We start from the raw sequence: 25,986 nt of genomic DNA, 5'->3' as shown, positions 1-25,986 counted from the left end.
ACGGATGGCTCAGTTTTTTCCGTACAGGGTGACGACGCAGGCGCCGCCCAGGCCGAGGTTGTGTTGCAAGCCATGACGCAAGCCCTCGACTTGACGCGCCCCCGCCGTTCCGCGCAGTTGATGGGTCAGCTCGTAGCACTGCGCAAGGCCGGTTGCGCCCAGTGGATGGCCTTTGCACAACAGACCACCGGAAGGATTGGTCACGACCCGGCCGCCATAGGTGTTATCGCCATCGAGGACGAATTTCTCGGCCTCGCCGATCGGGCACAGGCCCAGTGCTTCATAGGTCAGCAGTTCGTTGTGGGCGAAGCAGTCGTGCAGTTCGACCACGCGAATGTCCTGGGGACCGACGCCGGCCTTTTCGTAGACCGCACCCGCAGCCCGCTCGGCCATGTGTGCACCGACAAAACCAATCATGGTTTTCGGTTCGAAAGACTCCACCGGATCGGTCACCAGCGACTGAGCGAGGATCGCCACGTCGCTGCGCAGGCCATGCTTTTTCGCAAACGCCGGCGAGCAGATGATCGCGGCAGCTGCGCCGCAGGTCGGTGGGCACGCCATCATGCGGGTCATCACCCCGTCCCACATCAGTTGGTCGTTCATCACCTCTTCGGTGGTGACGATCTTCTTGAACAAAGCCAATGGGTTGTTGGCAGCGTGGCGGCTGGCCTTGGCGCGGATCGCAGCGAAGGTGCTCATCTGCGTGCCGTATCGGCGCATGTGCTCGCGGCCCGCGCCGCCGAAGGTAATCAGGTTGCGAGGGATGTCGCCGGCGTCACCGCACAGCTCATCCTGAATCGGCAGATAATCACCTCGGGGCAACGGCCGGTCATCGAAGTTGGAGCGGGTCGGTCCCGGTCGCATCTGTTCGAAACCGACTGCCAGGGCGCAATCGACCTGGCCGCTTTCAACGGCGGCACGGGCGAGGAACAAGGCACTGGAGCCGGTGGCACAGGCGTTGTTGACGTTGAACACCGGAATGGCCGTACGACCGACCCGATACAGCACGGCCTGACCGCAGGTGGTATCACCGTAGACGTAACCGGCGAACGCCATTTGCACTTTGTCATAGCTCAGGCCGGCATCGGCCAGCGCCAGGCGCACCGCTTCGGCCCCCATATCGATGTAGCTCGGGCTCGCACCCGGTTTGCTGAATGGGATCATGCCGACCCCGGCTACTAATGCGTTATGACTCATCGAGATGTCCTGTAGGGTTGTGCGTTGTGGGATTTCATAGCGCCAGCGCGATGGTTTCGTGCAGGGCCTTGCCGGTAGCGCCGTGGTCGACCACGGCGCGGGTAATCGAATGGGTGCGCAGGCGGCCCTGAGCGGCGCGCAGGCGCGACAGTTCGTCGGCGCAGGTGCGCAGGGTTTCGCTGGCATACAGATTGGCGACCGCCGCGTGCTCGGCGCTCAACGACTGGCGCATGCGCTGGTCCAGGTAGTGATCAACCAATACCCGCAAGGCGACGGCGCGGGCCTTGATGGCCGCCATCTTGTTGCGGGTGTGTTGCAACTGCCATGGGCAATGCCCGTCACCATCGGGTTGACGCAGATGGATCAGGGTCAGATCCAGCAAATGCTCCAGGCGACTGGCGGCGTAAACCGCTGACAACAGGTGCTCCTGATCCCCCGACCGGTTCAGGTACTCCACGCCCCTGCCCGCCTCGCCCAGCAAATGGCTGGCCGGCACTCGGACGTTGCTCAAGCGCAATTCGGCGGCACTCGGTTGCTCGCAGCGATGAGGACTGCGGCTGCGCTGCACACCGGGGCGGTCTGTCTCGACCATGATCAGGCTGATACCCGCCTCGCCGTCGTCCTCCCCGGTGCGACAGGCGAGCAATATCAGGCCACCGGTCATGCCGTTGCCGACACAGGTTTTGCTGCCGCTGATCAGGTAGTCATCACCATCGCGCAGAGCGCGCGTTTGCAGGTTCCTGAGCTTGCCACCGGGCTCGTTCACCGCCAGGGCCAACTGAACTTCGCCGCTGCAAACCCCCGGCAGCCAGCGGCGCTTCTGTTGCTCACTGGCCCATTGAGCGATGGTCGCCGCAATGACGTCGGAGTGCAGGGAGAACGCCCGATCGCAGACACCGGCACGGGCGAATTCCTCGCGCAGAACCGCCGCATGACCAAAATCGCCACCGCCACCGAACTCCGCTGGCAGGGTCACACACAGCAATCCCTCGCGACCGGCCTTCAGCCAGACCCGAGGCTCGACATCGCCGGGGTTTTCGCAACGGGCGTGTCGAGGCAGGTATTCGCGCTCAAGAAAACGCCGCACGGCGGTGCGGAACATTTCATGGTCTTCACGGTAGATAGTGCGTTGAACGTCCATCCGTAACCTTTGCTCATCACCCGATTGCATGGGAAACGGGGAAATAACCCGTTCCTTTGTGTCGAGGTAATCGTTGCATGAGACCGGAGGATCGGGAGCCACCCTCACAGGGGGGGTGGGTTTGCAAGAGGCCGTACGTGCCGAATAATCGGACCCGGCGCTTTGAACGGCGCAAACCACGCCGGTTGTGGCACAACGTTGCGTTAGACCAAAGTCTCGGGCACTGGCCAGACGTGGCACTATGGTCGGGACTAACAAGAATAAAAGGGTCGCATTGCCGTCAGTTTGCATGGCAAGTGACCTGCATGGAGGTTCTTTCAATGCCAGTTCACCGGGACAACCCGGCGGTCGATTCCCTGAGCCCTGCTCTTTCTCCCGCCCCGGTTGAGTCGTCAGCCTCGAGAAGTGGTTCCATCAAGTTCGCCAGTCCGAAATCGGCCGACAGCCATTTGTCGCGCTCGCACCTGCTGCAGCAAATGGCCAACGCGGACGCGGCGCGCCTGATCCTGATTCGTGCCGCCGCCGGTTTCGGTAAAACCACCCTCATGCAGCAGTACCGCGAGCACTGCATGACCAGCGGCAAGCCGGTGCTGTGGATCAACCTGGAAACGGCCGACAATGACCTGCAACGCTTCGTCAACCTGCTGGACAAAGGCCTCGGCGCTTTGATTTCGCGGTCTGGCGAGCAGACGCTGGGCAACGATCCGCCCAATGCCCAGGACGTACTCGATCAACTGGTGAACAGTCCATTGCCCTTTGCGATCCTGCTCGACGAGGTCGAAGTCATCCAGAACCCCGAAGTGCTTGAGTTCCTCCAGCAACTGGTAGAGCAACTGCCTGGCGGCAGCGTCCTGGTGATGGCTTCGCGTTCCACGCCGGGCATCGGTCTTGGGCGGATTCGAGCCCGGGGTCAGCTACTGGAGATCCGTCCCGGGGATCTGCGATTTACCCCCGAAGAAGCCATGGCGTTCATTCGCGACAAGCGGCAGATTCCATTGCACGACGACGAACTGGCCACGCTGTACCTGCGTACCGAAGGCTGGATCGCCGGGCTGTACCTGGCCAGTTTGTCGCTCAAGGATCGGGATGATCACGGCGCATTCATTTCATCGTTTTCCGGATCCAACCTGGAACTGGCCGAATACCTCACCGAAGACATTTTGACTCGCCAGACCGAAGACTGCCGCGTGTTCCTGATGCAGACCAGCATCCTCGAGCAATTCTGCGTGCCACTCTGCGAGGCGGTAACCGGGCGCAGCGACAGCCGCGCCATGATCGACCACCTCGACCGCACCAACCTGTTCCTGGTCCCGGTCGACAGCCAGCAACAATGGTTTCGCTATCACCATCTGTTTGCCAGTTTCTTGCGCCATGCCCTGGATCGTCTGTATCCAGGCATGGCCCAGACCCTTCATAAAACTGCCGCGCACTGGTTTTTCGAGGCAGGGCAACCGATCCCCGGTGTCGAGCACCTGTTCAATGCCGGGCTCCTCGACGCCGCCGCCCAAGCCTTGAACACTCACCTCGATACCCTGATCGACAGTGGCCGCACGCGCCTGCTGCTGCGCTGGCTGGACCGAATCGAGGAATCGACTCGCGACCGCTATCCGCAACTCAGTCAGGCCTACGCCTGGCTGCTGGCGACCACGACCCGCCTCAAAGACGCGATGCAGGTTGCCGAGCGCCTGGAACAAGAATCGGGACCCGCCTATGCCTACGTCGCCGAGGTCCTGAAGTGCCTGCACCTGGGGGCCACCGATCAGGCCGAGGCGTGCTGCAGCAAGGGCATCGAACTGCTTGAGCGAATGCCGGCCGACGAAGTGCACCTGTACATGGTGCTGGCAAGCTCGGTGGCGATAAACATGGTCGCCAGCGGCCGCTATGACGAGGCGCGCCACCTGTTGTCCCGCACATTGCAACGCGATCCACGGGTTCATTCGAGCTTTCTGCGCCACACCTTGAGCGTCAACGAGAGCACGCTCGATCTGATCCAGGGCCGCTTGAGCAATGCCCTCGTGCGCATGCAGAGCACACCGGACCGGCCGCAAAACAACGGCCAGCGCAAGCCCCACGAAGCGAAGTTGTCGATGGACATCCTCCACGGCCTTTTGCTGTACGAGAACGGCGATTTTGCTCAAGCGCAAACGTACCTGTCGCGCAGCCTGTTTTTTGCCAAGCATGTCAGCTCCCCTGATAACCAGATCGTCACTCACGTACTGACTGCCCGCATCGCCTACCGTCAGGGCGACCGCACGACGTGGACCCGTTGCCTGATGGAACTGGAGCACATCGGCCGTCAGGTAGGTTCGCGCCGCGTCGAGTGTTCCGCCTGGCTGGAGCGAGCCCGCGTGGCAATACTGGAACAGCGCCTCGATTCGGCGGTGCAAGCCCTGCATTCGGCGGATCTGGCAGGCGATTGGGACCGCCCCGATTTCATCCGGTTCGCCAACGATATGGACACGCCGAGTATCGCCCGTCAGCGCCTGCGCATTTTCCAGGGTGAAGGCGCTGCGGCGGTCAAGGCGTTGCGCACGGCCATCGAACAGGCACGGCACTGGCAACATCACCGCCGCGAACTGAAACTGCACATTCTTCTGGCCCTGGCGCTGGACAGTATCCAGCACCCGCAGGAGGCTTTTCAGGCGCTCAATGAGGCGCTGCGCCTGGCCAGTCATGACGGTTTCCTGGCCACGTTCATTGAGGAAGGCGAGCGCATGACCGGGTTGCTGCAACGCTGGGCCACCACGGGCAAGGCTCGCTGCAAGGAGCTGGGTATCGAATGCGGATTCGTCGAAAAACTGATGCAACAGTTGGGGACCAGTGACGCAAGCATGGAAGACGCACGCAACGACAACGGGGCGCACGAAGTGCTGACCGTGCGCGAGTACCAGATCCTGCAACTGCTGGCTGCCGGGAATCGTAACCGTGAAATCGCCGAGAAAGTGTTTCTCTCGGAATTCACCGTGAAATCCCATCTGCAGAAGATCTACGCGAAACTGGAGGCCAAAGGGCGTACCGAAACCCTGGCCATCGCCCGCGCGCGGGGCTGGATCACCTGAAAGGCAAACGCTCATCGCGGGTCGCCCGCGATGAGCCCATCAGGATTGTCTACGCTTTCACACGTTCCTTAAGCTGACTGGCCGGAATGGCCACCAGCAGCACCACCGCACCCACCACCAACACGCCCGCGATCACATCGAACGCAAGGTACAAGTCTCCGGTTGCGGTTTTGATCGCTCCCACCACAATCTGGCTGATGACCCCGGCCAGACCACCGATGCAACTGATTACCGCAATCCCCACCGCCGCTGCAGAGGGCGACAGTAAGGCTGGCGGTATGCTCCAGAACAGCGACAGCGCGGACAGCGCGGCGGCAGCCCCGATGCTCATGAACACCACCGACAGCACGAGATGATCCTGGACCGGCCCCAGCAAAAAGAAACAGGTGGCGCTGAGCATCAGGGTCAGGCTCACGTGCCAGCGCCGCTCCAGCCGTTTATCTGAGCTGCGGGCCAGCAGGTACATGCCGATCAAGGCACCCATGTACGGCACGCTGGCCAACAGGCCGATGCTTTTCAGATCCTGCACGCCAAACCCGCGAATCAATGTCGGCATCCAGTAAGACACCGTGTTCGAGCCGCTGTAGATGCAAAAGAACACCAACCCGGCAATGTACACCTGGGGATTGCGCAGCACTTGCACCAGGCTGGCATTGGGCGTGTCTGCCGGCCGCCCGTGGGCCAGGCAAGCCGCCAGCATGTGTTTTTCCTGTGCCGTGAGCCAGCGCGCATCATCCGGTTTATCGACCAGCCAGAACCAGCCGAACAGCCCCAGCAACATTGCCGGGACGCCTTCGAGCACAAACAGTACCTGCCAGTCGCGCAGGCCCAGCCAACCATGAAAATGGCTCATGATGGTTCCGGCGAGCGGCCCGCTGATGATGCCGGCGACCATGGCTGCCATCAGGAATACCGCCGTAATGCGCGCACGCAGAGCGGGGGGAAACCAGTACGTCAAGTACAGGATCACGCCGGGGAAGAAACCGGCCTCGGCCACGCCAAGCAGGAAGCGCGCGACAATCAACTGATCCGCCGTGGTGACAAACGCCGTGGCCACGGTGACCATGCCCCACAGCACCATGATGCGTGTCAGCGTGGCCCGCGCACCCGTGCGTTGCAGATAGATATTGCTCGGTACTTCGAACAGGATGTAGCCCAGGTAAAAAATCCCTGCGCCAAGGCCGTAGGCGGCATCCGTCAGCCCGATGTCCTCGGCCATGCGCAGCTTGGCGAAGGACACGTTCAGCCGGTCGATGGTGTTGATGGCATAGGCCAGGACCAGGTAAGGCAACAAGCGCAGGATGACCTTGCGATAGACCCCCCGGGTTTCCTCGACGGAATAATCGGACGTCGCCGGCAGGTAGTGCTCAGCAGCATGACTCATGCGGCTCTCCTTTCATGGATGATGCTGATCCTGCAGGAGCGAGCCTGCTCGCGATGGATGTCAACGATTACGCGGTCTGTCAGCAAGAACGCATCGTGTTTGAGCCCATCGCGAGCAGGCTTGCTCCTACAGGGAGTGGTGGTTTTCAGAGGGCTTGTTCGAGTTGCGGGACCGCCTCGAACAGGTCGGCCACCAGGCCGTAGTCGGCCACCTGAAAAATCGGCGCCTCTTCGTCTTTGTTGATGGCGACGATGATTTTCGAGTCTTTCATCCCCGCCAAGTGCTGGATCGCCCCGCTGATACCGACGGCGATGTACAACTGCGGCGCGACAATCTTGCCGGTCTGTCCGACCTGCATGTCGTTGGGCACAAACCCTGCGTCAACCGCGGCGCGTGACGCTCCGACACCGGCGCCGAGCTTGTCGGCCAGGCTGTACAGGTATTGGAAGTTCTCGCCGTTTTGCATCCCGCGTCCGCCGGACACCACGATTTTCGCAGCGGTCAGCTCAGGACGATCAGACTTGGCCAGCGCTTCGCTGACAAAGCTGGAAATGCCTGCGTCATGGGCATCGGCAATGGACTCGATGGTGGCGCAGCCTCCTTCGGCGGCGACCGGGTCGAAACCGGTGGCACGCACGGTGATCACTTTGACCACCGCGCTCGACTGCACGGTAGCGATGGCGTTACCGGCGTAGATCGGGCGCTTGAAGGTGTCAGGGCTTTCTACCGAAATGATCTCGGAGATCTGGTCAACGTCCAGTGCCGCAGCAACGCGCGGCAGGATGTTCTTGCCGCAGGACGTGGCAGGCGCCAAAACATGGGTGAAAATGGTGTGCTGCTCGACCACCAGGCGGGTGACCAAAGGTGCGACGTTTTCCGCAAGCTGATGGGCATAGACCGGATGATCCACCCACAGCACTTTGGCCACCCCTGCGATGTTTGCAGCGCACTCAGCCACGGTCCCCACACCCTGCCCCGCAACCAGCACATGGATGTCACCACCGATTTCAGCGGCGGCAGCCACGGTATTGAGCGTGGCCGTGGCCAGCGTGTTGTTGTCGTGCTCAGCGATTACCAGGATTGCCATTCAAATCACCTTCGCTTCGTTTTTCAGTTTCTCGACCAGTTCCGCCACCGACTTGACCTTGATGCCCGCGCTGCGTGTCGCGGGCGCTTGAACTTTGAGGACGGTGTTGGTGGAGGCGGTGCAAACACCCAAAGCATCCGGGGTCAGCACTTCAAGAGGCTTCTTCTTGGCCTTCATGATGTTCGGCAGGGACGCATAGCGCGGTTCGTTCAAACGCAGATCGGTGGTGACGATGGCGGGCAATTTCAGGGAAACCGTCTGCATGCCGCTGTCGATTTCACGGGAGACGTTGATCTTGTCACCGACGATCTCGACCTTCGAGGCGAAGGTACCCTGTGCAAAGCCCGTGAGTGCGCCGAGCATCTGCCCGGTCTGGTTGTTGTCGCTGTCGATCGCTTGTTTGCCGAGGATCACCAGCTGCGGTTGCTCCTGATCGACAACGGCCTTGAGCAGCCTGGCGATGGCCAGCGAGCTCAGTTCGTCGTCGCTCTCGATCAGGATGGCGCGGTCTGCACCCAAGGCCAGCGCGGTGCGCAATTGTTCCTGGGCGGCGGCAGGCCCGACACTGACCACGACGACTTCATTGGCGACGCCCTGCTCTTTGAGGCGCACCGCTTCTTCCACGGCAATTTCGCAGAAGGGGTTCAGGGCCATTTTGACGTTGGCCAGGTCCATGCCGGACTGGTCAGCCTTGACGCGAACCTTGACATTGAAGTCGACCACGCGCTTGACGGCTACGAGGACTTTCATCAGATAACTCCAAAATGAATGGATCTTTTTTTGTAGGAGCGAGCTTGCTCCGGCCGGTGATCCGACGAAGCACTCCAGGACGGCGCGGTTATTCAGCGTGTACGCGTTATCGTTGACGTCCATCGCGAGCGGGCTCGCTCCTGCTGGGGATTGGGGATGACGGGCTACTCGTCTTGCATCAGGTCGCTGTAGGCCTGCAGGTGATGGTCGTCGTCGCCGAACTGGCGAGCGATCATCAGCAGATGTTTGGCGTGATGCGACAGCACGTATTCCCAGGTCAAACCGATACCGCCGTGCAACTGAATGCCCTGATCGGCGACATAACGCGCGGCACGGCAGACGGTGTATTTAGCGGCAGCCAGTGTTCGGCTGCGTTCAGGGCTGTCCGGCTCGTCGGCCACGCAAGCGGCGAGCATGGTCATCGAAGTCGCCTGGTCCAGTTCGATGTGCATGTCCACCATGCGGTGCTGCAAGGCCTGGAATTTGCCGATGACCTGGCCGAATTGCTTACGGGTCTTGAGATAATCAAGCGTCAACGCGCAAGTTGCCTCCAGACTGCCAACCGCCTGCGCGCATTGTGCGGCGATGGCGCGTCCCTGCTGATAACGCAAGGCATCGAGTGCCTTGCCGTGCTCACCCAATACGGCGGCATTGCTGACAACCACGTTGTCCAGGAACAGGTCGCAAGCCCGGCGACCGTCCATGGTCGGATATTCCCGTATGCTCACGCCCGGGGCTGCCGGATCGACCAGGAACAGGCCGATGCCCGCCTCGTCACGCACTTCACCGGATACCCGCGCCGAGACCAGAATCAAGCCGGCGCTCTGGCCGGCGACCACCACCGATTTGCGTCCGCTGAGCGACCAGCCGCCATTGACCGCTTCGGCACGGGTCTGGACATCGTGCAACTGGTAATGGCTTTGCGGTTCATCGATGGCCACGGCCAATTGCAGCTCGGCACTGGCCACTTGCGGCAGCAGTTCGTTCTTTTGCGCGGCATTGCCCAGTTGATCGATCAGCCCGCCGGCATAGATCACCGAATGCAGCCACGGCTCCAGGCACAGACCGCGCCCGAGCTCCTGGGCCACCAGCATGACGTCCACGCCATTGCCACCGAACCCCCCGAATGCCTCGGCGAACGGTACCGAGGCAAGTCCCAGCTCTCCCATCTGCTGCCAGAACTCGTCGCTGAAGCCTTTGGCACTGTCGCGAAACTGTTCGCGCTGCTCGAAACTGTAGGTGTCACGCACCAGTCGGGCAGCCGTGTCTTGCAGCATTTGCTGCTCTTGTGAAAGTTTAAAGTCCATGGCCTGCCCCTTAGAGTTCGAGAATCATCTTGGCGATGATGTTCTTCTGGATTTCAGTGGACCCGCCGTAGACCGAGGCTTTGCGCATGTCCAGGTACTGGCAGGTCGACGAGTTGCTGAACTCGCTGTGCAGCAGCTCGCCTTCATGGTCATAGCTCAACTCGTCTTTAAGAAACGGATTGGCATAGGCCCCCACCACTTTGGTCAGAAGGTAAGTAATCGCCTGACGGATCTCGGTGCCCTTGATTTTCAGGATCGAACTTTCTGAACCCGGAACGCCGCCCTCCTGGGCCGAGGCCAGAATGCGCAGGTTGCTCATGGCAATGGCCATCAGCTGGATTTCCACATCGGCGATCTGCGCACGCAAGTGCGGGTCTTCGATCAACGGCTTGCCGTTGCGATACTCTTGTCGGGCAACCTGCTTGAGACGCGAGAGCATGGCCTTGGCGATGCCGATCCCGGCGATCGTCGTGCGTTCATGCGTCAGCAGATACTTGGCACAGGTCCAGCCCTCGTTCTCACGGCCGACCAGGTTGTGTACCGGTACACGCACGTTGTCGAGGAACACTTCGTTGACGTAATGACCGCCGTCGAGGGTAATGATCGGCCGCACGGTGATGCCCGGGGTTTTCATGTCGATCAGCAGGAAGGAAATACCCCTTTGCTGTTGCGCATCGGCATCGGTACGCACCAGGCAGAACATCCAGTCGGCCATATGGCCGGTTGACGTCCAGGTCTTCTGGCCATTGACCACGTAATGGTCGCCGTCGCGCACCGCACGGGTGCGCAGGCTGGCCAGGTCAGACCCGGCGCCAGGCTCGGAGTAGCCCTGGCACCACCAGTCATCGCAGTTGAGAATGCGCGGCAGGAAATGCGCCTTTTGTTCTTCGGTGCCGAACTTGATAATCACCGGCCCGACCATATTGATGCCAAACGGTACAATCCGCGGTGAACCGGCAACCGAACATTCTTCGTCGAAAATGTGCTTCTGCACGGCGCTCCAGCCCGTGCCTCCCTGCTCCACCGGCCAGCTTGCCGCCAGCCAGCCCTGGTCATTAAGGGTGCGCATCCAGAGTACCTGGTCGTCTTTGCATACCGACTTGCCCTGGTTGATCCTGGCCGCGATGTTTTGCGGCAGGTTTGCCTTGAGAAATGCGCGAACTTCCTCGCGGAACGTCACTTCCTCGGGACTGAAATGAATATCCATGTGGTACCTCAACAGTGAGTCGCCAGCCTGTGGCCGGTCTTGTTTTGCACGTGCTGCAAAGGGGCTGCGTGCCGCCGCAGTCGTTGGCACTGCGACGGCACACTGCATTTATTGATCGAAGAGGATGACCGAGCGAGCCAGCTCACCCCGACGCAGTTCGTCGAAGGCTTCGTTGATCTGCTCCAGTTTGATCCGCTGCGAGATCATTTCATCGAGCTTGAGCCGGCCCTGCATGTAGAAGTCGGTCAGGCGCGGCAGGTCTACCGGGAAGCGGTTGGAACCCATGAACGAACCCTGGATACGACGCTCATGCAGGAGTGCCAGTGGATCGAGCTCCAGCTTCACACCCGGCTTGATCATGCCGATCACCGTCGCGGTACCACCGCGAGCCAGCATGCCAAAAGCCTGTTCGGCGGTTTGCTTGAGGCCGATGCATTCAAACGCGTGATGCACGCCGCCACGGGTCAATTCCAGCACCTGTGCGACCGCACTGCCGTCTTTGGCGTTGACCACATCGGTGGCGCCGAACTGCCTGGCCAGTTCCAGCTTCGAGTCGAGCATGTCGACGGCAATAATCCGTCCCGCACCGGCCAGCGCCGCACCGTTGATGGTGGCCAGGCCGATGCCGCCACAGCCGATCACCGCGACGGTTTCGCCCGGACGAACCTTGGCGGTATTGAACACGGCGCCAGTCCCGGTGGTGACCGCGCACCCCAGCAAGGCGGCTCGGTCGAGCGGCATGTCCCGGCGAATCGCGACCAGCGCATTCTCATGCACCAACATTTGCTCAGCGTAAGCCGACAGGTTGATGAACTGCGTCATCGGCTTTTTGATGTAGGTCAGGCGTGACTCTTCATCCGCACCGCGTTTGGTCTCTGGAGACACGCACAGCGACAGGTGCCCGGTGACGCAGTGCTCGCAGTGGCCGCAATAGGCCGACAGGCAGGTCACCACATGATCACCCGGCTTCACCGTGCGCACCAGGGAACCCACTTGCTCGACGATGCCCGACGCTTCGTGGCCGAGGACGACCGGTTTCGGATGCGGATACGCGCCATCGACGAAGTGCAGGTCGGAGTGGCAGACGCCCACCGCAACGGTACGCACCAGCACTTCCCGGGGTCCGGGTTTGCTGATGCCGACTTCTTCGATGGTCATTGGCAAACCGGGAGCATGGAATACGGCAGCTTTCATTTTTTATTCTCTTTTAAAAGCATGAAGTGAACGGCGACGGCGAGCGCTATGAGCGCACCCGCCATGCCGGTGGTTGTCTCAGCGCTTGATCATCGACCCGACGAACTGGCGTACCTGTTCGCTGTAGGGAGGTCGCATCGCGTCCGGCCCATCGACAGCGCGCAGTACCGATTTGCCATGGCTGAACGTGCGGAAACCGTCGACGCCGTGGTAGCAGCCCATGCCGCTATGGCCGACACCGCCAAAGGGCAATGTCTCGACACCGCCATGGCGCAGCACGTCATTGAGGGTCACGCCACCAGAGGTGGTACGGTTGAGCACGAAGGACTCTTCGCCGGCATCGTTACCGAAGTAGTACAGGCCCAGTGGGCGTGGGTGCGAGTTGATGTAGCTGACCACTTCGGCAAAGGATTTGTAGGGTTTGAACGGCAACAACGGGCCGAAGATTTCGTCCTGCATGATCTGTAGTTCGTCCCCTGGATTACGCAGCAGGGTCGGCGCCATCTTGTGGTGCGGCTGGTCGCGCAATTGCTCGACAGCCGGGTTCAGTTCGATCAGCTCGACACCCGCCTCGCGCGCCTCATTCAGGTAACTGTGCAGGCGCTCGAAGTGACGGGCGTTGATCACCGAGGTGTAATCCGGGTTGTCGAGCAAGGTCGGGTACAACGTTGTAACCACTTCCCGGGCCATTGCAACGAACGCGTCCTGTTGCTCTTCGGGCACAAAGACATAGTCCGGTGCCAGACAGATTTGCCCGGCGTTGTGCAGTTTGCCGGTGAGGATTTTGGTCACTGCGGTTTTCATGTCGGCGGTGCGCGAAATGATGGTCGGTGACTTGCCGCCCAGCTCCAGGGTCACCGGCACCAGGTTCTCGGCGGCGGCGCGCATGACGTGCTTGCCAATGCTACTGGCACCGGTGAACAACAGATGGTCAAACGGTTGCTGGCTGAAAGCATGGCCGATGTCAGGACCACCGGTGATGATCGCGACTTCATCCTCGGCATAGACTTCGCGCAAGATGCGCGCCAGCAACGCCGAAGTGTTCGGATTGTATTCGGAGACCTTGATCATCACGCGATTGCCTGCCGCCAGGGCCCCGGCCAAACCGTTGAAGACCATGTTCCCCGGGAAGTTCCAGGCGGTGAGAATGCCCACCACGCCCAGCGGCTGATACTGTACCCATGCCTCCCCGCGGTCGGTGGCCCGCTGTTCCGGCTGCATCCATTCGGCGATTTTGGCCTTGGTATACTTCAAGGATGCCAGGGGGCCCAAAACATCCAGCATGCGCGAGAAATCAGGGCTGCGATGACCGAAGTCAGCCGACAAGGCATCGACGATGTCGTGCTGGTAATCGACCAGCAGGCCAATGGCCCGGTCGATCAATTCGCAGCGCTGTTCGGCCGTCCACGGATCATCGGCCACGCAGGCGGCACGTTGCTTGTCCAGGATCACGCGAATATCAGCGGCGTTCAGGTTTTCGTTGGCACTCATGGTGTTCGGACTTCCATGCAATGGTGGGCGGTTCGGGAGCTTCCAATCCGGTGTCGTCCCGCTACACTGGCGGGCTCGAAGCATGAATCGGGTGTTGCTCATGACAGGCGATACTAGAAAGGGCCACCCCGGCACGACGACAACCAAAGGTAGGATGCATGGAAGGGTTTGAACGTAGTTCCAATGAACCAGCACAGGGAGCAAAGCCACCCGTTCGCGCTGGAAAATTCCTGGCGCCGGCCAGCCTGCCAGGCCAATTGGAACGTTCGACTTTGCTTGCACAACTCGAACAATACGAAGGCGTGCGCCTGATCCTGATCAGCGCCTGTGCCGGGTACGGCAAGACCACGCTGTTGCAGCAATACCGCGAGCGCTGCATCAACGCCGGTCGACGGGTGTTGTGGTGCAACCTTGATCAGGCCGACAACGAGCCAGCCCGGCTGCTCCATGTGTTGTCCATCGGTTTGCGCGAACTGGGTCTGCTTGAGGAGTACACGCCTGACGAAGGCGAGCCGGCGCGTTACGAGCAATGGTTGCTGGAGCACCTCGCTGCCAGTAGCGAAACCTTCACCCTCCTGCTGGATGATTTCCAGGCCATTGACAATCCGCAGGCCCTGGATTTTTTCCAGCGCCTGCTCAAGGCATTGCCCGTTGGCAGCACATTGGCCATCGCTGCGCGCACAACGCCGGACATCAACCTGGGGCGGTTACGGGCCCGAGGCGAGTTGCTGGAGATCGGCACCGATGCATTACGCCTGAGCATCGAGGAAACGGCCGGTTATATCCTGCAAAAGCGTCAACTGCCGCTGGACGCCGTCGACATCGGCAACCTGCACCAGCGCTGCGAAGGCTGGATTACCGGGATCTACCTCGCGACCCTGTCTCTGCAACGGCACAGCGATCCGGCAGCATTTATTGCTTCGTTCAATGGTTCCAACCCGGCGCTGGCCGAGTACTTTGCCGAAGACGTTCTGGCCAGGCAGACCGCGCAGCGCCAGCAATTCCTGTTGCAGACCAGCGTGCTGTCGCGGTTCTGCCCTGCCCTGTGCGATGCCGTCACCGGCCACAGCGACAGCAAAGCCATGATCGAATCGCTGGAGCGGGACAACCTGTTCGTTGTTGCAACAGACGACCAGCGCCAATGGTTTCGTTTTCACAGCCTGTTCGCAGACTTCCTCCTGCAATCGCTCAAACAACATTCGGACAAATTCGAACAGCAACATCGTGCGGCGGCTTACTGGTTCTTCACCAACGATCAGCCGGTGGATGCCCTGGAGCATCTGTTTGCCGCGCACGCCGTCGATGAGGCCGCCAAACAACTGGTGTTGCACATCGATGAACTGGTGGAAAACGGCCATGCGAGCCTGCTGATGCGCTGGCTCTCGCGCATTCCGGTCGAGATACGGGATCTGCATCCCCGACTGGGCATTGCCTATGCGTGGGCGTTACTCCATGCGCGTCGCCACAAAGACGCGCTTCAGGTCCTGGAAAACCCGGCGTTGGCCGACGAACACCACTACGTCTATCCGCTGTTGTTGCTGATCGGCGACCGGGTCCACGAGGCGTTGCTGGCCAGTACCGAACTGCTGGAGCGACTCGGCCCCCAGGACACGTTGTCCTATCGGTTGACGGCGTTTGTGCAGGCCTGCTCGCTGTTCTACAGCGGACGCTTCGATGAAGCGCGCAACAAGCTTGGCAGTGCGGGGCTACGCGAGGCACAACGTGAGTCGGCCTACCTGCGCGATGTCTCCGATGCCCTGGAGGCGATGCTCGACCTGACCCAAGGGCAACTCGACAGTGCCCTGACCCGTGTGGATGCCGCCATGCGCCGCAGTCGTGAGTCGTTTGCCGGAACTCCGCCCGTAGGGTTTCCCATCCTGCAAACCATCCATTGCGTGGTGCTTTACGAAACCGCTGCCCTGGATGAAGCCCAGCGGCGACTCAGCGAACTGTTGCCTTATGCCAGGGAACACGCCGCGCCAGACTCGTTGATCAGCATCCATGTATTGCTGGCACGCATTGCCTACCTGAACGCAGATCGCCCGAACTGGATGCGTCACCTGGCCGATCTCGACCAGTTGGGCCAGGTGGCGGGCTCCACGCGCATTCTCTGCTCGACCTGGCTGGAGCGCGCACGTGTCGCCACTCTGGAAAATCGCCTGGATACCGCCGATCACGCCATGCGCGCGGCCGAACAGTTAAGTGACTGGGAACAGACGGGGGTGACACTGAGCGCCAACGATGTCGATATACCTTTTATCGCTCGCCAGCGCCTGCGCATCGCTCAAGGTGACGGCGATTGCGCCGAGCCGTTGCGCCAGGCTATCGATCAGGCACTGCAACGCCACCAGCATCGCCGCGCCCTGAAACTGCGTCTGTTGCTGGCCATGGCACTGGATGGCACAAAACAGCACAAGGAGGCCCTGGAACAACTGACGCTGGCCTTGCGCTTCGCCAGCCACGTGGGTTTCATCCGCACCTTTCTCGACGAAGGCGCACCCTTGGCGGCCGTACTGGAACGCTGGTCGGTGACCTTTCATGGCCAGGAACAGGCACTGGGCATCCGTGCAGGCTTTATCGCCCTGTTGTTGAAGGGCGAGAGCAGCAGCCAGAAAGTCGAGGGCAACAGCGAAGACGCGACAACGACCAATCTGTCCAACCGTGAACTGCAAGTGGTGCGCATGCTGGCGTTGGGTTATCGCAACCGCGAAATCGCGGAAAAGATGTTTCTTTCCGAGCTGACGGTGAAATCGCACCTGCGCAAGATCAACACCAAACTCGGTGCCGGGGGACGCACCGAGGCGGTGTCGATCGCGCGGGCCCAAGGGTTGCTGGACTGAACGTCACTTCACAACGGGCCATTGGTAAAGCGCCGGTTCTTTGCGCATGAACCGCGCGGCGGCTGCCTGGACATAGGGCGAAGTCATCGCTACCGCCTGGGCGGCGGCTTCGCCATCGAGTTGCGTGGCCAGATCGACGTCGAAGGTGCGCGCCAACAGGCGTTTGCTCAGGCCGAAAGCGACCGTCGACACATTGCTCAGGCTGCGCGCCAGTTCTTGCGCACGCGCTCGATACCGGTCGGCGGGATGCACTTCAAGCGCGATGCCCAGCGCCAGGGCTTCTTGCGCAGAGACTTCGCGGGCGGAATAGATAATCTCCCTGGCTTTGGGCAACCCGACGATGCGCGGCAAGGTGTGAGATGCACCCATGTCCGGAACAAGGCCTATACGGGCAAACGCCATGCAGAAGCGTGCCCGGTCCGAGGCGATCAGAAAGTCAGCGGCCAGAGCCAGACTGAAGCCGGCGCCGAACGCAACGCCATCCACGGCGGCGATCACGGGCCGGTCGAAGGTCGCCAGTGCAACGAGCAAACGGTTGAAAGGGTCTATTCGCTGGAGCACATCGATCGCTGCGATTGCGTCACCCATTTTGCTGACGTCGGCCCCGGAACAAAAATCGCACCCGGCGCCCGTCAACAACAGCGCCTTGACCGCCGGATTCGCACGAAGACTCTCCAGCGCCTGGCGTAACTCATCGGCCATTTGCAGGGTGATTGCATTCTTGCGCTCGGGACGTTTGAGAGTCAGCGTCGCCAGGCCCTCTTCAATGGATAATTCAACGAAAGTGTTCAGTACAGTCATGAAGTAACCTCGATGTTTTTATTGTGTTGTCGCAGCGCTCACTTGAGCGGCTCGAGGTTACGGCAGGCACAGGTGCGAAGCGTCCTACCCAGGCCGGGGGGGAGCTCGTTGCAAGCATTGGCAGTGATCCGTCGATTCGCTGGACAGTCTTGCCAACATCCAACCTCTGAAGCGTCCTTACGCACCCACGGCCATCGCATGTTCAACGAACGCCAGCAATTGATCGTGTAATTGCTTGAGCGGAATATCGGACGGGTCCAGCAAAAACTGCAGCATGGTCCCGCGCAAGGCGCCCAGAATCAGCATCGCACCGGCCATCGGGTCGACCTGCGCGCGGATCTCGCCGCTGGCGATGCCTTCGCTGATGTAGTGCGCCAGATGCTGCTGCACCGAGCGGTTGTATTCGGCGAGAATTTGCGCGATGTCCGAATCCTGGGTTACCGCTTCGGCCATCAGTGCCAGCAAGGCGCGGGTGTTGATCCAGTCGCCATCGTTGCGTCCCAGATAAATGCTGACAAAGCCCTTGAGCGCGTCGATGCCGGGACGCCACCGCGAGGACTCGGCCTCCACCAGGTGCATGAAGCTCGAATTGACGAAACCCGCCAGGGCGCGCAACAAACCGGCCTTGTTACCGAAATGGTGGGTCGCCAGGCCGCGGCTGAACCCGGCCTCCTCACCCACCTCGGACAGGGTCATGCCGACCCAGCCTTTGCGCGCAACAATTTGCCGTGCCGCGATCAGTAACCGTTGTTCAGCCTCGGCGCGACGTTCGACCTGGGTGCGACGGGTGGACGCCTGAGTGGTTTTTTCAACGGGTTCCATCGGTAGTTCCTTACTGACCTGTAAATACGGGTGGGCGTCGTTCGGCCATCGCCTGGATGCCTTCGGCGAAATCGGCACTGACAATCTGCCATTCCTGCTCGCTGGCTTCCCGATCGATGATCCGGTCGACCGCATCGGCCAACCCGCTGCGCAGGGTTTCACGGCTGGACATGACGGCCATGGGCGCCGAAGCGGCAATTTCTTCGGCCAGATCCCGGGCGGCCTGTCGCTCCAGCCCCGGCTCTGCCAGCACGTCGGCCAGCCCGATGCGCACGGCTTCGCGGCCATCGATGCGGCGCCCCGTGGCGATCAGCAGCGAGGCCATTTGCGGGCCGACCAATCGCGGCATGGTAACCGAAATCCCGAACCCCTGATGAATGCCCAAGCGGTTGAAGTTGGCAGAAAACCGGGCTTTCTCACTGGTGACCCGGAAGTCGGCGACCAGCGCCAAACCCAGTCCCCCACCAATGGCGGCACCCTCCACCACACAAATCAGCGGTTTGCGGTTGCGAAACAAACGCACCGCCGATTTGTAGACGCGACGCGGGTATTGCGCATCGCGTTGATCGGCGCCGGAAAAGTCCGCACCGGCACAAAACACTTTGCCCTCGGCTTGCAGGATGACCACGCGGCACTCCGGTAAATCGTCGAGATAGTCCAGTGTGTCGGCCAGGTCCTTGATCAACTGGGCATCGAAGAAATTCAGCGGCGGCCGGTTGAAACCCAGCGTTGCGACATGCCCTTGTAGGTCCAGCGTGAGGCCGTGGCCAGGGATAAACGCGGTGTGAACAGACATAAACACTCCAGGATTGAAATGAAACACAGGGACGGGCGGCCACTTGAACGCCATCGGGGTTGCTGATAGCTTATTTACTTGTTGTCCGTTCAGCAAGTTGCTTAAAGCGTCGTCTCCCCTTTTAATTACAAGAGCAAAAAGCCATGCAGGCACTCGACATCCGTCCCTGTCATCTGGACGCCAGCACGCAAACCCTGCGCGCCGAGGTGCGTGAATTCCTCGCCGAGACGTTGAAAGACTTCCCGGCCCAGGAGCGCGCCAAAAACTGGAACGGCGCCGACCCGCAGTTCAGCCGCAAGCTCGGCGCCCGGGGCTGGTTGGGCATGACCTGGCCAAAACGCTACGGCGGCCATGAGCGCAGCGCCCTTGAGCGCTATGTGGTCCTTGAAGAGTTGCTGGCCGCGGGCGCCCCGGTGAATGCCCACTGGATCGCCGAACGTCAATCCGGCCCGTTGCTGATGAAGTTTTCGCCTGACGTCCTCGCCCCTCGGTTTCTACCCGCCATAGCCCGGGGTGAATTGCTGTTTTGCATCGGCATGAGCGAGCCGGATGTCGGCTCCGACCTTGCCTCGGTGCGCACCCGTGCGGTCAAGACCGACGGCGGCTGGCACGTCCACGGCAGCAAGGTGTGGACCACCGGCGCCCATCGCAGCCATTACATGGTGACCCTGCTGCGCACCGGCCCGAAAGAGGAAAACAATCGTCACGCCGGTCTCTCGCAATTGCTGATCGACCTGCAAGCCCCCGGTATCACGGTGCGCCCGATCTACAACATGCTGGGCGAGCACGATTTCAACGAAGTGTTCCTGGACAACGTATTCGTCCCCGATGATTTTGTCATCGGCCAACCGGGTGATGGCTGGAAGCAAGTCGGTGCGGAGCTGGCGCTTGAGCGCAGCGGGCCGGAGCGCTACCTCAGCTGCACGCAGCTGTATCTGGAAATGCTCGATGCCGCCGATCCGCAGAACTCGCGCCATGCCGTAAGCCTGGGGCGAGTCGCCGCGCGATATGGCGCATTGCGCCAAATGTCACTGGGTGTGGCCGGCATGCTCGCCCGCGGTGAAAACCCGGCGACACCGGCCGCGCTGGTCAAGGATCAAGGCGCGCTGCTGGAACAATCGCTGCCCGACCTGGCCCACGATCTGTTCGGCGGCACCCGGCAACCGGGTTCCAGGCTCGATCAGGTGATGCGGTATCTGACTCAGACCGCCCCTTCGTTTTCGTTGCGTGGCGGCACCCGCGAAATTCTTCGCGGCATTATTGCGAGAGGATTAGGACTGCGATGAACCAGGCACTCAATGATCAAGCGGTGGACGCCAACGCGCCATCGGAACTGCAATCGATGATTGCCGACAGCGTCGAACGCCTGTTCGCCGATCAGATCACCCCCGAGGTGCTGGCCCGCTTCGATGCCGGACAGGCCGCGAGCGAATTGTGGCAACTCGTGGTGGACAACGGTCTGCCCGGTGCACTGGTGACGGAGGACGCGGGTGGCAGCGGTGCGAACTGGCTTGAGGTCAGCCCCGTAATGCGCGCCATCGGCTACTGGAAAGCCCCGCTTGCCCTGAGCGAGACCATGCTGGCTGCGATGTTACTGGGCCGCGTCGGACTCGACGTGCCAGAAGGCCCAATGACAGTCATTCAGACCGGACATTGCGGTGATCTTGAGCTGGGCGAAGACGGCAATCTGAGTGGCAGCGCTACCAGTGTGCCTTGGGCACGCAGTTGCCAATGGGCGGTCGTTGCCGATCCGCGCGGGCGCATTGCACTGGTCGATCTCAAGCATCCTCTGGTTCGCGTGGAGCCCGGCAGCAACTTTGCGGGCGAACAACGCGACACCCTGCATTTCGACGCCACGCCTGCCAAAGCAATGGTGGCGCTTCAAGTGGCCGACATTGCAGAGCCTGTGTGGTTGTTCGGTGCTCTGATGCGCGCCTGCATGTTGGTCGGGGCTTTGGAGTCAAGCCTTGATCAGGCGGTGGCCTATGCGAACGAGCGTGCGCAGTTCGGCAAGGCCATCGGAAAATTTCAGGCGATTCAGCAACAGCTTGCGCAGATGGCCGGCGCGATCGGCCTGGCCCGAACGGCTACGCAAGTGGCCCTTCACAGTGCCTGTCAGGCCATGGCTGCCCAACCGGGCAGTCGCAGCAGTTTGCTGTTCGACGTGGCCGTGGCCAAAGTCTGCGCCGGCGAAGCCGCCACACTGGCGACCTCGGTGGCGCATCAGGTGCACGGTGCCATCGGCTTTACCCATGAGCACACCCTGCACTTCGCAACCCGTCGGTTGTGGTCATGGCGTGACGAGTTTGGCAGCGATGCACAGTGGGCCGAAGTGCTGGGTCAGGCGGCGATTGCGGCGGGAAGCGAAGGGTTCTGGGCAGGTTTGACGGCGCGGGATCTTCATCCCGTTTGAAAACGTACCGGCGGCGACAATCCGACCCATTGTCGCCGCACACAACACCTGCAGGACGAGCCGAAAAAACCGACTACGCTGTATCTTGGATCCATACACGAAGGCCACACCACGAACATCCAAGTGAGCCTGAGCACAACCCCAGGCACATCCCAAAGTAGTCTCTGGCGTATGACCCCGTGCGCGATCCGAATTGCGCAGTCCCCTCGGTCGAATGGACGCTTTTGAAGGGAATCTCGACAGGTTGCTTCGAAGATTCGCAGAGGGATTTGATCGCCATGACTCGACACGTGAATTCGTCCGGTTCGTTCAGCAGATTCCCCCGTCCAATGCCTGAGCAGTCTGAGCCGACGGCCTATACCAGCCTTCCTTTCATTGGGATTACAGATCCTGGTTCATCCCCCGAATGGCGATTGCGGCTGCAGATTGCGGCCACGGTGGCGCTGTTGAGTGGTGTGGGGGTACCTGCCTGGTCCGCGGGGGTTTGCCCTGCACCCGCGGTGGCCAATAACACTGATTGTACGGTTGCACCCGGCACCACCGTGAATGTCACTCCGGCCGGTGCCATCGGGCTGAACGCCAATGGAGCGGCGGGGCTGATAACCGCTGATGCCGTTACCCTCAATCTCGCCGCGGCCACCACGTTGGGGGCGCTGGCACTGCAAGACGCCACCATCAGTTTCAATTTCGGTATCGTCACGACGACCTCCGTTGGCGCCGCCGCGACCGGACAGACCGGCGTGCGCGCATCCGGCGCCGGCAGCAATGTCTCGGCGGCCAGTGCCGTCATCGATCTGACCCCGGCTTCAGGCACCTCCCTGAACATGCGCGGTGCGGTTGCTGACGACAGCGGTGTAGTGACGCTGATCGACACCACTGTGCTGGTAACAGGTGGGGCCAACGGCACGGGCAACTACGGCCTGGTATCGACCGGAGCCAACAGCCAGATCAACTTCTCCGGTGGTTCGGTCAGCACCAGTTCCCGCGCAGCCTTCGGGGTACTGGCCGAGAGCGGTGGCGTGGTCAACCTGTCCAACGCCGCACAGATTACCTCCGCCGGAGCGATCAATACGGCCACTCAAGCGGGCAGTCATGGGTTGTACGCGACCGGCACCGGCAGCCAGATCAACGCCACCGGCATCAGCGCCAGCACTTCCGGCACCAACGCATCGGCAGCGCTGGCCGAGGCCGGGGGCACCCTGGTGTTGACCAGTAGTACCTTTACCAACTCGGGAAGCAGCAATAACGATAGTTTTCCCAATGCCGGGGTACGGGCGAACACCGGGGGCAGGATTGTGATGAGCGGAGCCGGGAGCGCGATCACCACCACCGGCCTGCGCGGCTTTGGTCTTTCCGTCGAAGGCGCCGATTCGCAGGCCCAGGTGGCAGACACGGCGATCCAGGTCGGGGGTAGCCGAACATTCGGGATTTCCATCAAAGCTGGCGGTGTGGCGCAGGTCAGTAACAGCAGCATTGCGCTCAATGGCGTCACCGGGCCGTTTGCATCGGCGGTGCAGGCCGAAGGCGCCGGCTCGAACCTGACGCTGAGCAACAGCAGTGTCAACACCACGACCCCCACCGTCGCCGTGGGTGTAACGGCCCGGGACGGCGCGAGCATTCTTATCAGCGATTCATCGATCACCACCACAGGCGCCAACTCCGCAGCATTGAGTGCCAGCAGTGCAACGAGTACGCCAGGCTCCGTCACGGCGAATAACGTGACGATCAATACCAGTGGCGACGACAATGCCATGGGCGCCATTGCCGACCTTGGCGGCAGCGTCACGCTCAACGGCGGCACCGTCACCACCACCGGCAATCAAGTCCGGCAGTCATCTTTCGCCCATGGGCTTGGCGCACGTAACCCTAACGGCACGTTGGTTGCCAACGGCACGGTGGTTAATACCTCGGGGCTCTCCGCCATGGGCGCCTGGTCGGACGATGGCGGCAATTCCACCTTGAATGACGTCAGGATCACCACCGCCGGTGAATTGGGAGTGGGCGTGTACGCCGTCGCCGAACAGGTCGGCGCGGGCCGGTTCACTGCCAATACCACGACCCATCGCACCACCGTTGTAACCACCGGTCTCAATGCCTTTGGGGCCCAGGCACAATCGCGCAACGATCAGCCGGTCGATGTCGCCACGGTGACGGTGAACGACTCCTCGATCACCACTCGCGGCACCGGTGCTGATGGATTGCGGGCGGTACTGGAAAACTACGGTTCAACGCCCTCTGGTCGCGGCGAAGCCAATGTGATCGCGAACCGCAGCACCGTGCTCACTCAGGGCACGGGTGCCTATGGCGCGCTATCGCGTGACAATCCCACCTCGGTGACCGTCAACCAGAGCTCGATCCAGACCACCGGCGCGAATGCCCATGGCGCCGTCGCGTTGATTGGCGGGCGTATCAGCGGCACCGACGCCAAGGTGTCAGCCAGTGGCGCCGATTCGATGACCCTTTATGCGGTGGGAATACCGGGGGCCGTCTCCAAGGCAGACTTCACCCGCAGCGCCCTGACCAACAGTAGCGGCCCGATTATTGGCATCGCCGGCGATGCCAATGTGACCCTTGCCGACTCTACTGCAACGGGCGCCAGTGAATGGTTGCGTGTGGGAACCATCAACGACTTTGTCGCGCTTTCCGCCTCGCCACCGCCCCTCACCGGCCCTGGCGATTTTCCGGATGAGATCACCGGCGACCTGCCGCCGCTGCAGTCGCCCCCCGTCACAGCACCCGCACCGCCCACTACCCCTGGCCTTGCCAATGTCAGCCTCTCCGGATCGACGGTCGTCGGTTCTGCCTTTACCGCGCCGGGCAGCGTTTCCAACCTGACCCTGAGCAACAATAGCGTCTGGCGCATGACCGGTGACTCCAACCTGACCAACCTGGTCAACGACCCCAGCCTCATCGAGTTCTCAGCCCCGGTGGGCGGCGTGTTCAAGACCCTCACCGTCAACACCTACAGCGGTGACGGCGCAATCGCGCTGCATACCTTCCTCGAGGGTGACGGTTCGCCCTCGGACAGACTGGTCATCGATGGAGGGACGGCTACTGCACTGGCCACCGGCAACACTGCTTTGCTCATCCGTAATGCCAGGGATGCCAGCGGCGTGTTGGGACGAGGTGCCTTGACCACCGGCAACGGCATTCTGGTGGTGGACACGTCGAATGGCGGCATCACCGACGCCAACGCCTTTCGCATGGGCAACCGCGCGATTGCCGGTCCGTACGAGTACACGTTGCATCGCTCTAGTGTGGACGCCAGCAATGGTGAGGCCTGGTACCTGCGTTCCAGTGCCGAACCGGAGCCGCCAGCGCCGCCAACGCCACCAACGCCCCCAACGCCGCCGGTTCCCCCGGACGACCCACCCACGCCGGCGCCTCCAACCCCGGTTCCACCAAACCCGCCGCCCCCTGCCCCACCTACGCCACCCGTGCCCAATTTCCGCCCGGAAACTTCGCTGTACGGCGCCATCCCGGCGCTCGCGCTGGTCTACAGCCGTGGCGTGATCGACACCTTGCACGAGCGGGTCGCCGAAGAACGGCGTATGCCCACTGATCCGCTGCCCAAGGAGCATGAAGAAACCTACGGCCCATCGATCGGCTGGGGCCGGATGATTTTTCGCAGCGGCGAACGGGACAGCAGCCATGACGGCCCGTTCGGCGACTCCCCGGCGTACAACTATGACCTGCAGGCGTTCCAGGTTGGTCTGGATCTGTATCGCGGCGAAGACACCGATGGCAGTCACGATCAGGCGGGACTGTCCCTGGCCATCGGCAAGATTGACGGCGGTGTGGAGCATTACACTGGATTCGGTGCCGGCAATAACGTTCTGCGCGCCTACAGCGTTGGCGGTTACTGGACGCACTTCAGTCCCGAAGGTGCCTACGTCGATGGCGTGCTGCAACTCCACCACTTCGACATCGAGGCCAAGCCGGGCGACATTGATGAACTGGACACCAAGGGCTGGGGTTACACCGCCTCAGTGGAAACCGGCTATCCGTTCCTGATCGATGAAGGCGAAGGCGAGGACAAGTTCGAAAACCTTTACCTCGAACCCCAGGCCCAACTGATCTATTCGCGCATCGACCTGGATGACAGCAGCGACATCGCAGCCGATGTGCGTTTCAAGGATGTTGACTCGCTGATCGGCCGTCTGGGCGTGCGCCTGACCAAAGACTGGTTTCGCGAAAACGACAAGGGAGACACACTGCGGACCAATGGCTGGCTGCGCCCCAGCGTCTGGCATGAATTCAAGGGGCAGCCAAAAACCGAGTTCTCCTCGGCCGACGGCTTCGTGCCCTTTGAATCGGATATCAGCGGGAGCTGGTGGGAGGCCAACCTGGGCGTCGACTATCAAGCCGACAAGAAAGTTACCTTCTATATCTCTGCGGGCTATCAGCAATCCTTTGATGGCGATAGCCACAGCTATGAAGGCATGCTTGGAGTGAAGTACGACTTCTGACTCGTCGGTGAAGTAATTGGAGCGTCTC

Annotated in this window: 17 protein-coding genes; 5 read left to right on the top strand and 12 right to left on the bottom strand. The window is 61.4% G+C overall.

Features of this window, described 5'->3' with window-relative positions; all coding sequences use genetic code 11:
• Positions 1–9 precede the first annotated feature (9 nt).
• Together AD668_RS12615 and AD668_RS12610 are read right to left on the bottom strand one after the other, a co-directional pair.
• On the bottom strand, positions 10–1,197 hold the full coding sequence (locus AD668_RS12615; RefSeq protein ID WP_053159151.1) for a lipid-transfer protein: 1,188 nt from the start codon (positions 1,195–1,197) through the stop codon (positions 10–12).
• A 34-nt stretch (positions 1,198–1,231) separates the two neighbouring features.
• Positions 1,232–2,338: an acyl-CoA dehydrogenase family protein gene (locus AD668_RS12610; RefSeq protein WP_053159146.1), complete on the bottom strand. Its 1,107-nt coding sequence runs from the start codon at positions 2,336–2,338 to the stop codon at positions 1,232–1,234.
• 320 nt (positions 2,339–2,658) lie between these two features.
• Between AD668_RS12610 and AD668_RS12605 the strand changes: the two genes are divergently transcribed.
• On the top strand, positions 2,659–5,397 hold the full coding sequence (locus AD668_RS12605; protein WP_082344462.1) for a LuxR C-terminal-related transcriptional regulator: 2,739 nt from the start codon (positions 2,659–2,661) through the stop codon (positions 5,395–5,397).
• 49 nt (positions 5,398–5,446) lie between these two features.
• Here the strand turns inward: AD668_RS12605 and AD668_RS12600 are convergent, their stop codons facing one another.
• The 7 genes from AD668_RS12600 to AD668_RS12570 form a co-directional block, all read right to left on the bottom strand.
• Positions 5,447–6,781: an MFS transporter gene (locus AD668_RS12600; RefSeq protein WP_053159144.1), complete on the bottom strand. Its 1,335-nt coding sequence runs from the start codon at positions 6,779–6,781 to the stop codon at positions 5,447–5,449.
• A gap of 145 nt (positions 6,782–6,926) precedes the next feature.
• Positions 6,927–7,868 (bottom strand): electron transfer flavoprotein subunit alpha/FixB family protein, encoded by a 942-nt coding sequence (locus tag AD668_RS12595; RefSeq protein WP_053159142.1) that lies wholly within the window; start codon positions 7,866–7,868, stop codon positions 6,927–6,929.
• Positions 7,869–8,618, bottom strand: coding sequence for an electron transfer flavoprotein subunit beta/FixA family protein (locus AD668_RS12590; RefSeq protein WP_053159851.1), 750 nt, complete (start codon positions 8,616–8,618; stop codon positions 7,869–7,871).
• A 164-nt stretch (positions 8,619–8,782) separates the two neighbouring features.
• Positions 8,783–9,925 (bottom strand): acyl-CoA dehydrogenase family protein, encoded by a 1,143-nt coding sequence (locus AD668_RS12585; RefSeq protein ID WP_053159140.1) that lies wholly within the window; start codon positions 9,923–9,925, stop codon positions 8,783–8,785.
• 10 nt (positions 9,926–9,935) lie between these two features.
• Positions 9,936–11,132, bottom strand: a complete 1,197-nt coding sequence (locus tag AD668_RS12580; RefSeq protein WP_053159138.1) for an acyl-CoA dehydrogenase family protein — start codon at positions 11,130–11,132, stop codon at positions 9,936–9,938.
• A gap of 108 nt (positions 11,133–11,240) precedes the next feature.
• On the bottom strand, positions 11,241–12,326 hold the full coding sequence (locus tag AD668_RS12575; RefSeq protein ID WP_053159136.1) for a Zn-dependent alcohol dehydrogenase: 1,086 nt from the start codon (positions 12,324–12,326) through the stop codon (positions 11,241–11,243).
• A gap of 78 nt (positions 12,327–12,404) precedes the next feature.
• A complete protein-coding gene (locus AD668_RS12570) occupies positions 12,405–13,817 on the bottom strand; it encodes a coniferyl aldehyde dehydrogenase (protein ID WP_053159134.1) in 1,413 nt (470 codons plus the stop codon).
• A gap of 158 nt (positions 13,818–13,975) precedes the next feature.
• Here AD668_RS12570 and AD668_RS12565 point away from each other — a divergent pair, with 158 nt between their 5' ends.
• A complete protein-coding gene (locus tag AD668_RS12565) occupies positions 13,976–16,657 on the top strand; it encodes a LuxR C-terminal-related transcriptional regulator (RefSeq protein WP_053159131.1) in 2,682 nt (893 codons plus the stop codon).
• Between the two features lie 3 nt (positions 16,658–16,660).
• Here AD668_RS12565 and AD668_RS12560 read toward each other — a convergent pair whose 3' ends face one another.
• From AD668_RS12560 to AD668_RS12550, 3 genes are all read right to left on the bottom strand, one after another.
• Positions 16,661–17,458 (bottom strand): enoyl-CoA hydratase/isomerase family protein, encoded by a 798-nt coding sequence (locus AD668_RS12560; RefSeq protein ID WP_053159129.1) that lies wholly within the window; start codon positions 17,456–17,458, stop codon positions 16,661–16,663.
• A gap of 177 nt (positions 17,459–17,635) precedes the next feature.
• Positions 17,636–18,280, bottom strand: coding sequence for a TetR/AcrR family transcriptional regulator (locus AD668_RS12555; RefSeq protein WP_053159127.1), 645 nt, complete (start codon positions 18,278–18,280; stop codon positions 17,636–17,638).
• Positions 18,281–18,290: 10 nt separating this feature from the next.
• Positions 18,291–19,076: an enoyl-CoA hydratase/isomerase family protein gene (locus AD668_RS12550; protein WP_053159125.1), complete on the bottom strand. Its 786-nt coding sequence runs from the start codon at positions 19,074–19,076 to the stop codon at positions 18,291–18,293.
• A gap of 143 nt (positions 19,077–19,219) precedes the next feature.
• Here AD668_RS12550 and AD668_RS12545 point away from each other — a divergent pair, with 143 nt between their 5' ends.
• The 3 genes from AD668_RS12545 (at position 19,220) to AD668_RS12535 (ending at position 25,958) form a co-directional block, all read left to right on the top strand.
• Positions 19,220–20,362 carry an acyl-CoA dehydrogenase family protein gene (locus AD668_RS12545; protein WP_053159123.1) on the top strand — a complete coding sequence of 381 codons (1,143 nt, stop codon included), beginning with the start codon at positions 19,220–19,222 and terminating at the stop codon, positions 20,360–20,362.
• Positions 20,359–21,489 (top strand): acyl-CoA dehydrogenase family protein, encoded by a 1,131-nt coding sequence (locus AD668_RS12540; protein WP_053159121.1) that lies wholly within the window; start codon positions 20,359–20,361, stop codon positions 21,487–21,489. Before AD668_RS12545 ends, AD668_RS12540 begins: the two co-directional genes overlap by 4 nt.
• A 413-nt stretch (positions 21,490–21,902) precedes the next feature.
• A complete protein-coding gene (locus AD668_RS12535; RefSeq protein ID WP_053159119.1) occupies positions 21,903–25,958 on the top strand; it encodes an autotransporter outer membrane beta-barrel domain-containing protein in 4,056 nt (1,351 codons plus the stop codon).
• Positions 25,959–25,986: the final 28 nt, after the last annotated feature.

The organism is Pseudomonas sp. P1.8, assembly GCF_001269805.1.
In the GTDB taxonomy this organism is placed as follows: Bacteria; Pseudomonadota; Gammaproteobacteria; order Pseudomonadales; family Pseudomonadaceae; genus Aquipseudomonas.
This window is presented reverse-complemented; position numbering and strand designations above follow the sequence as displayed.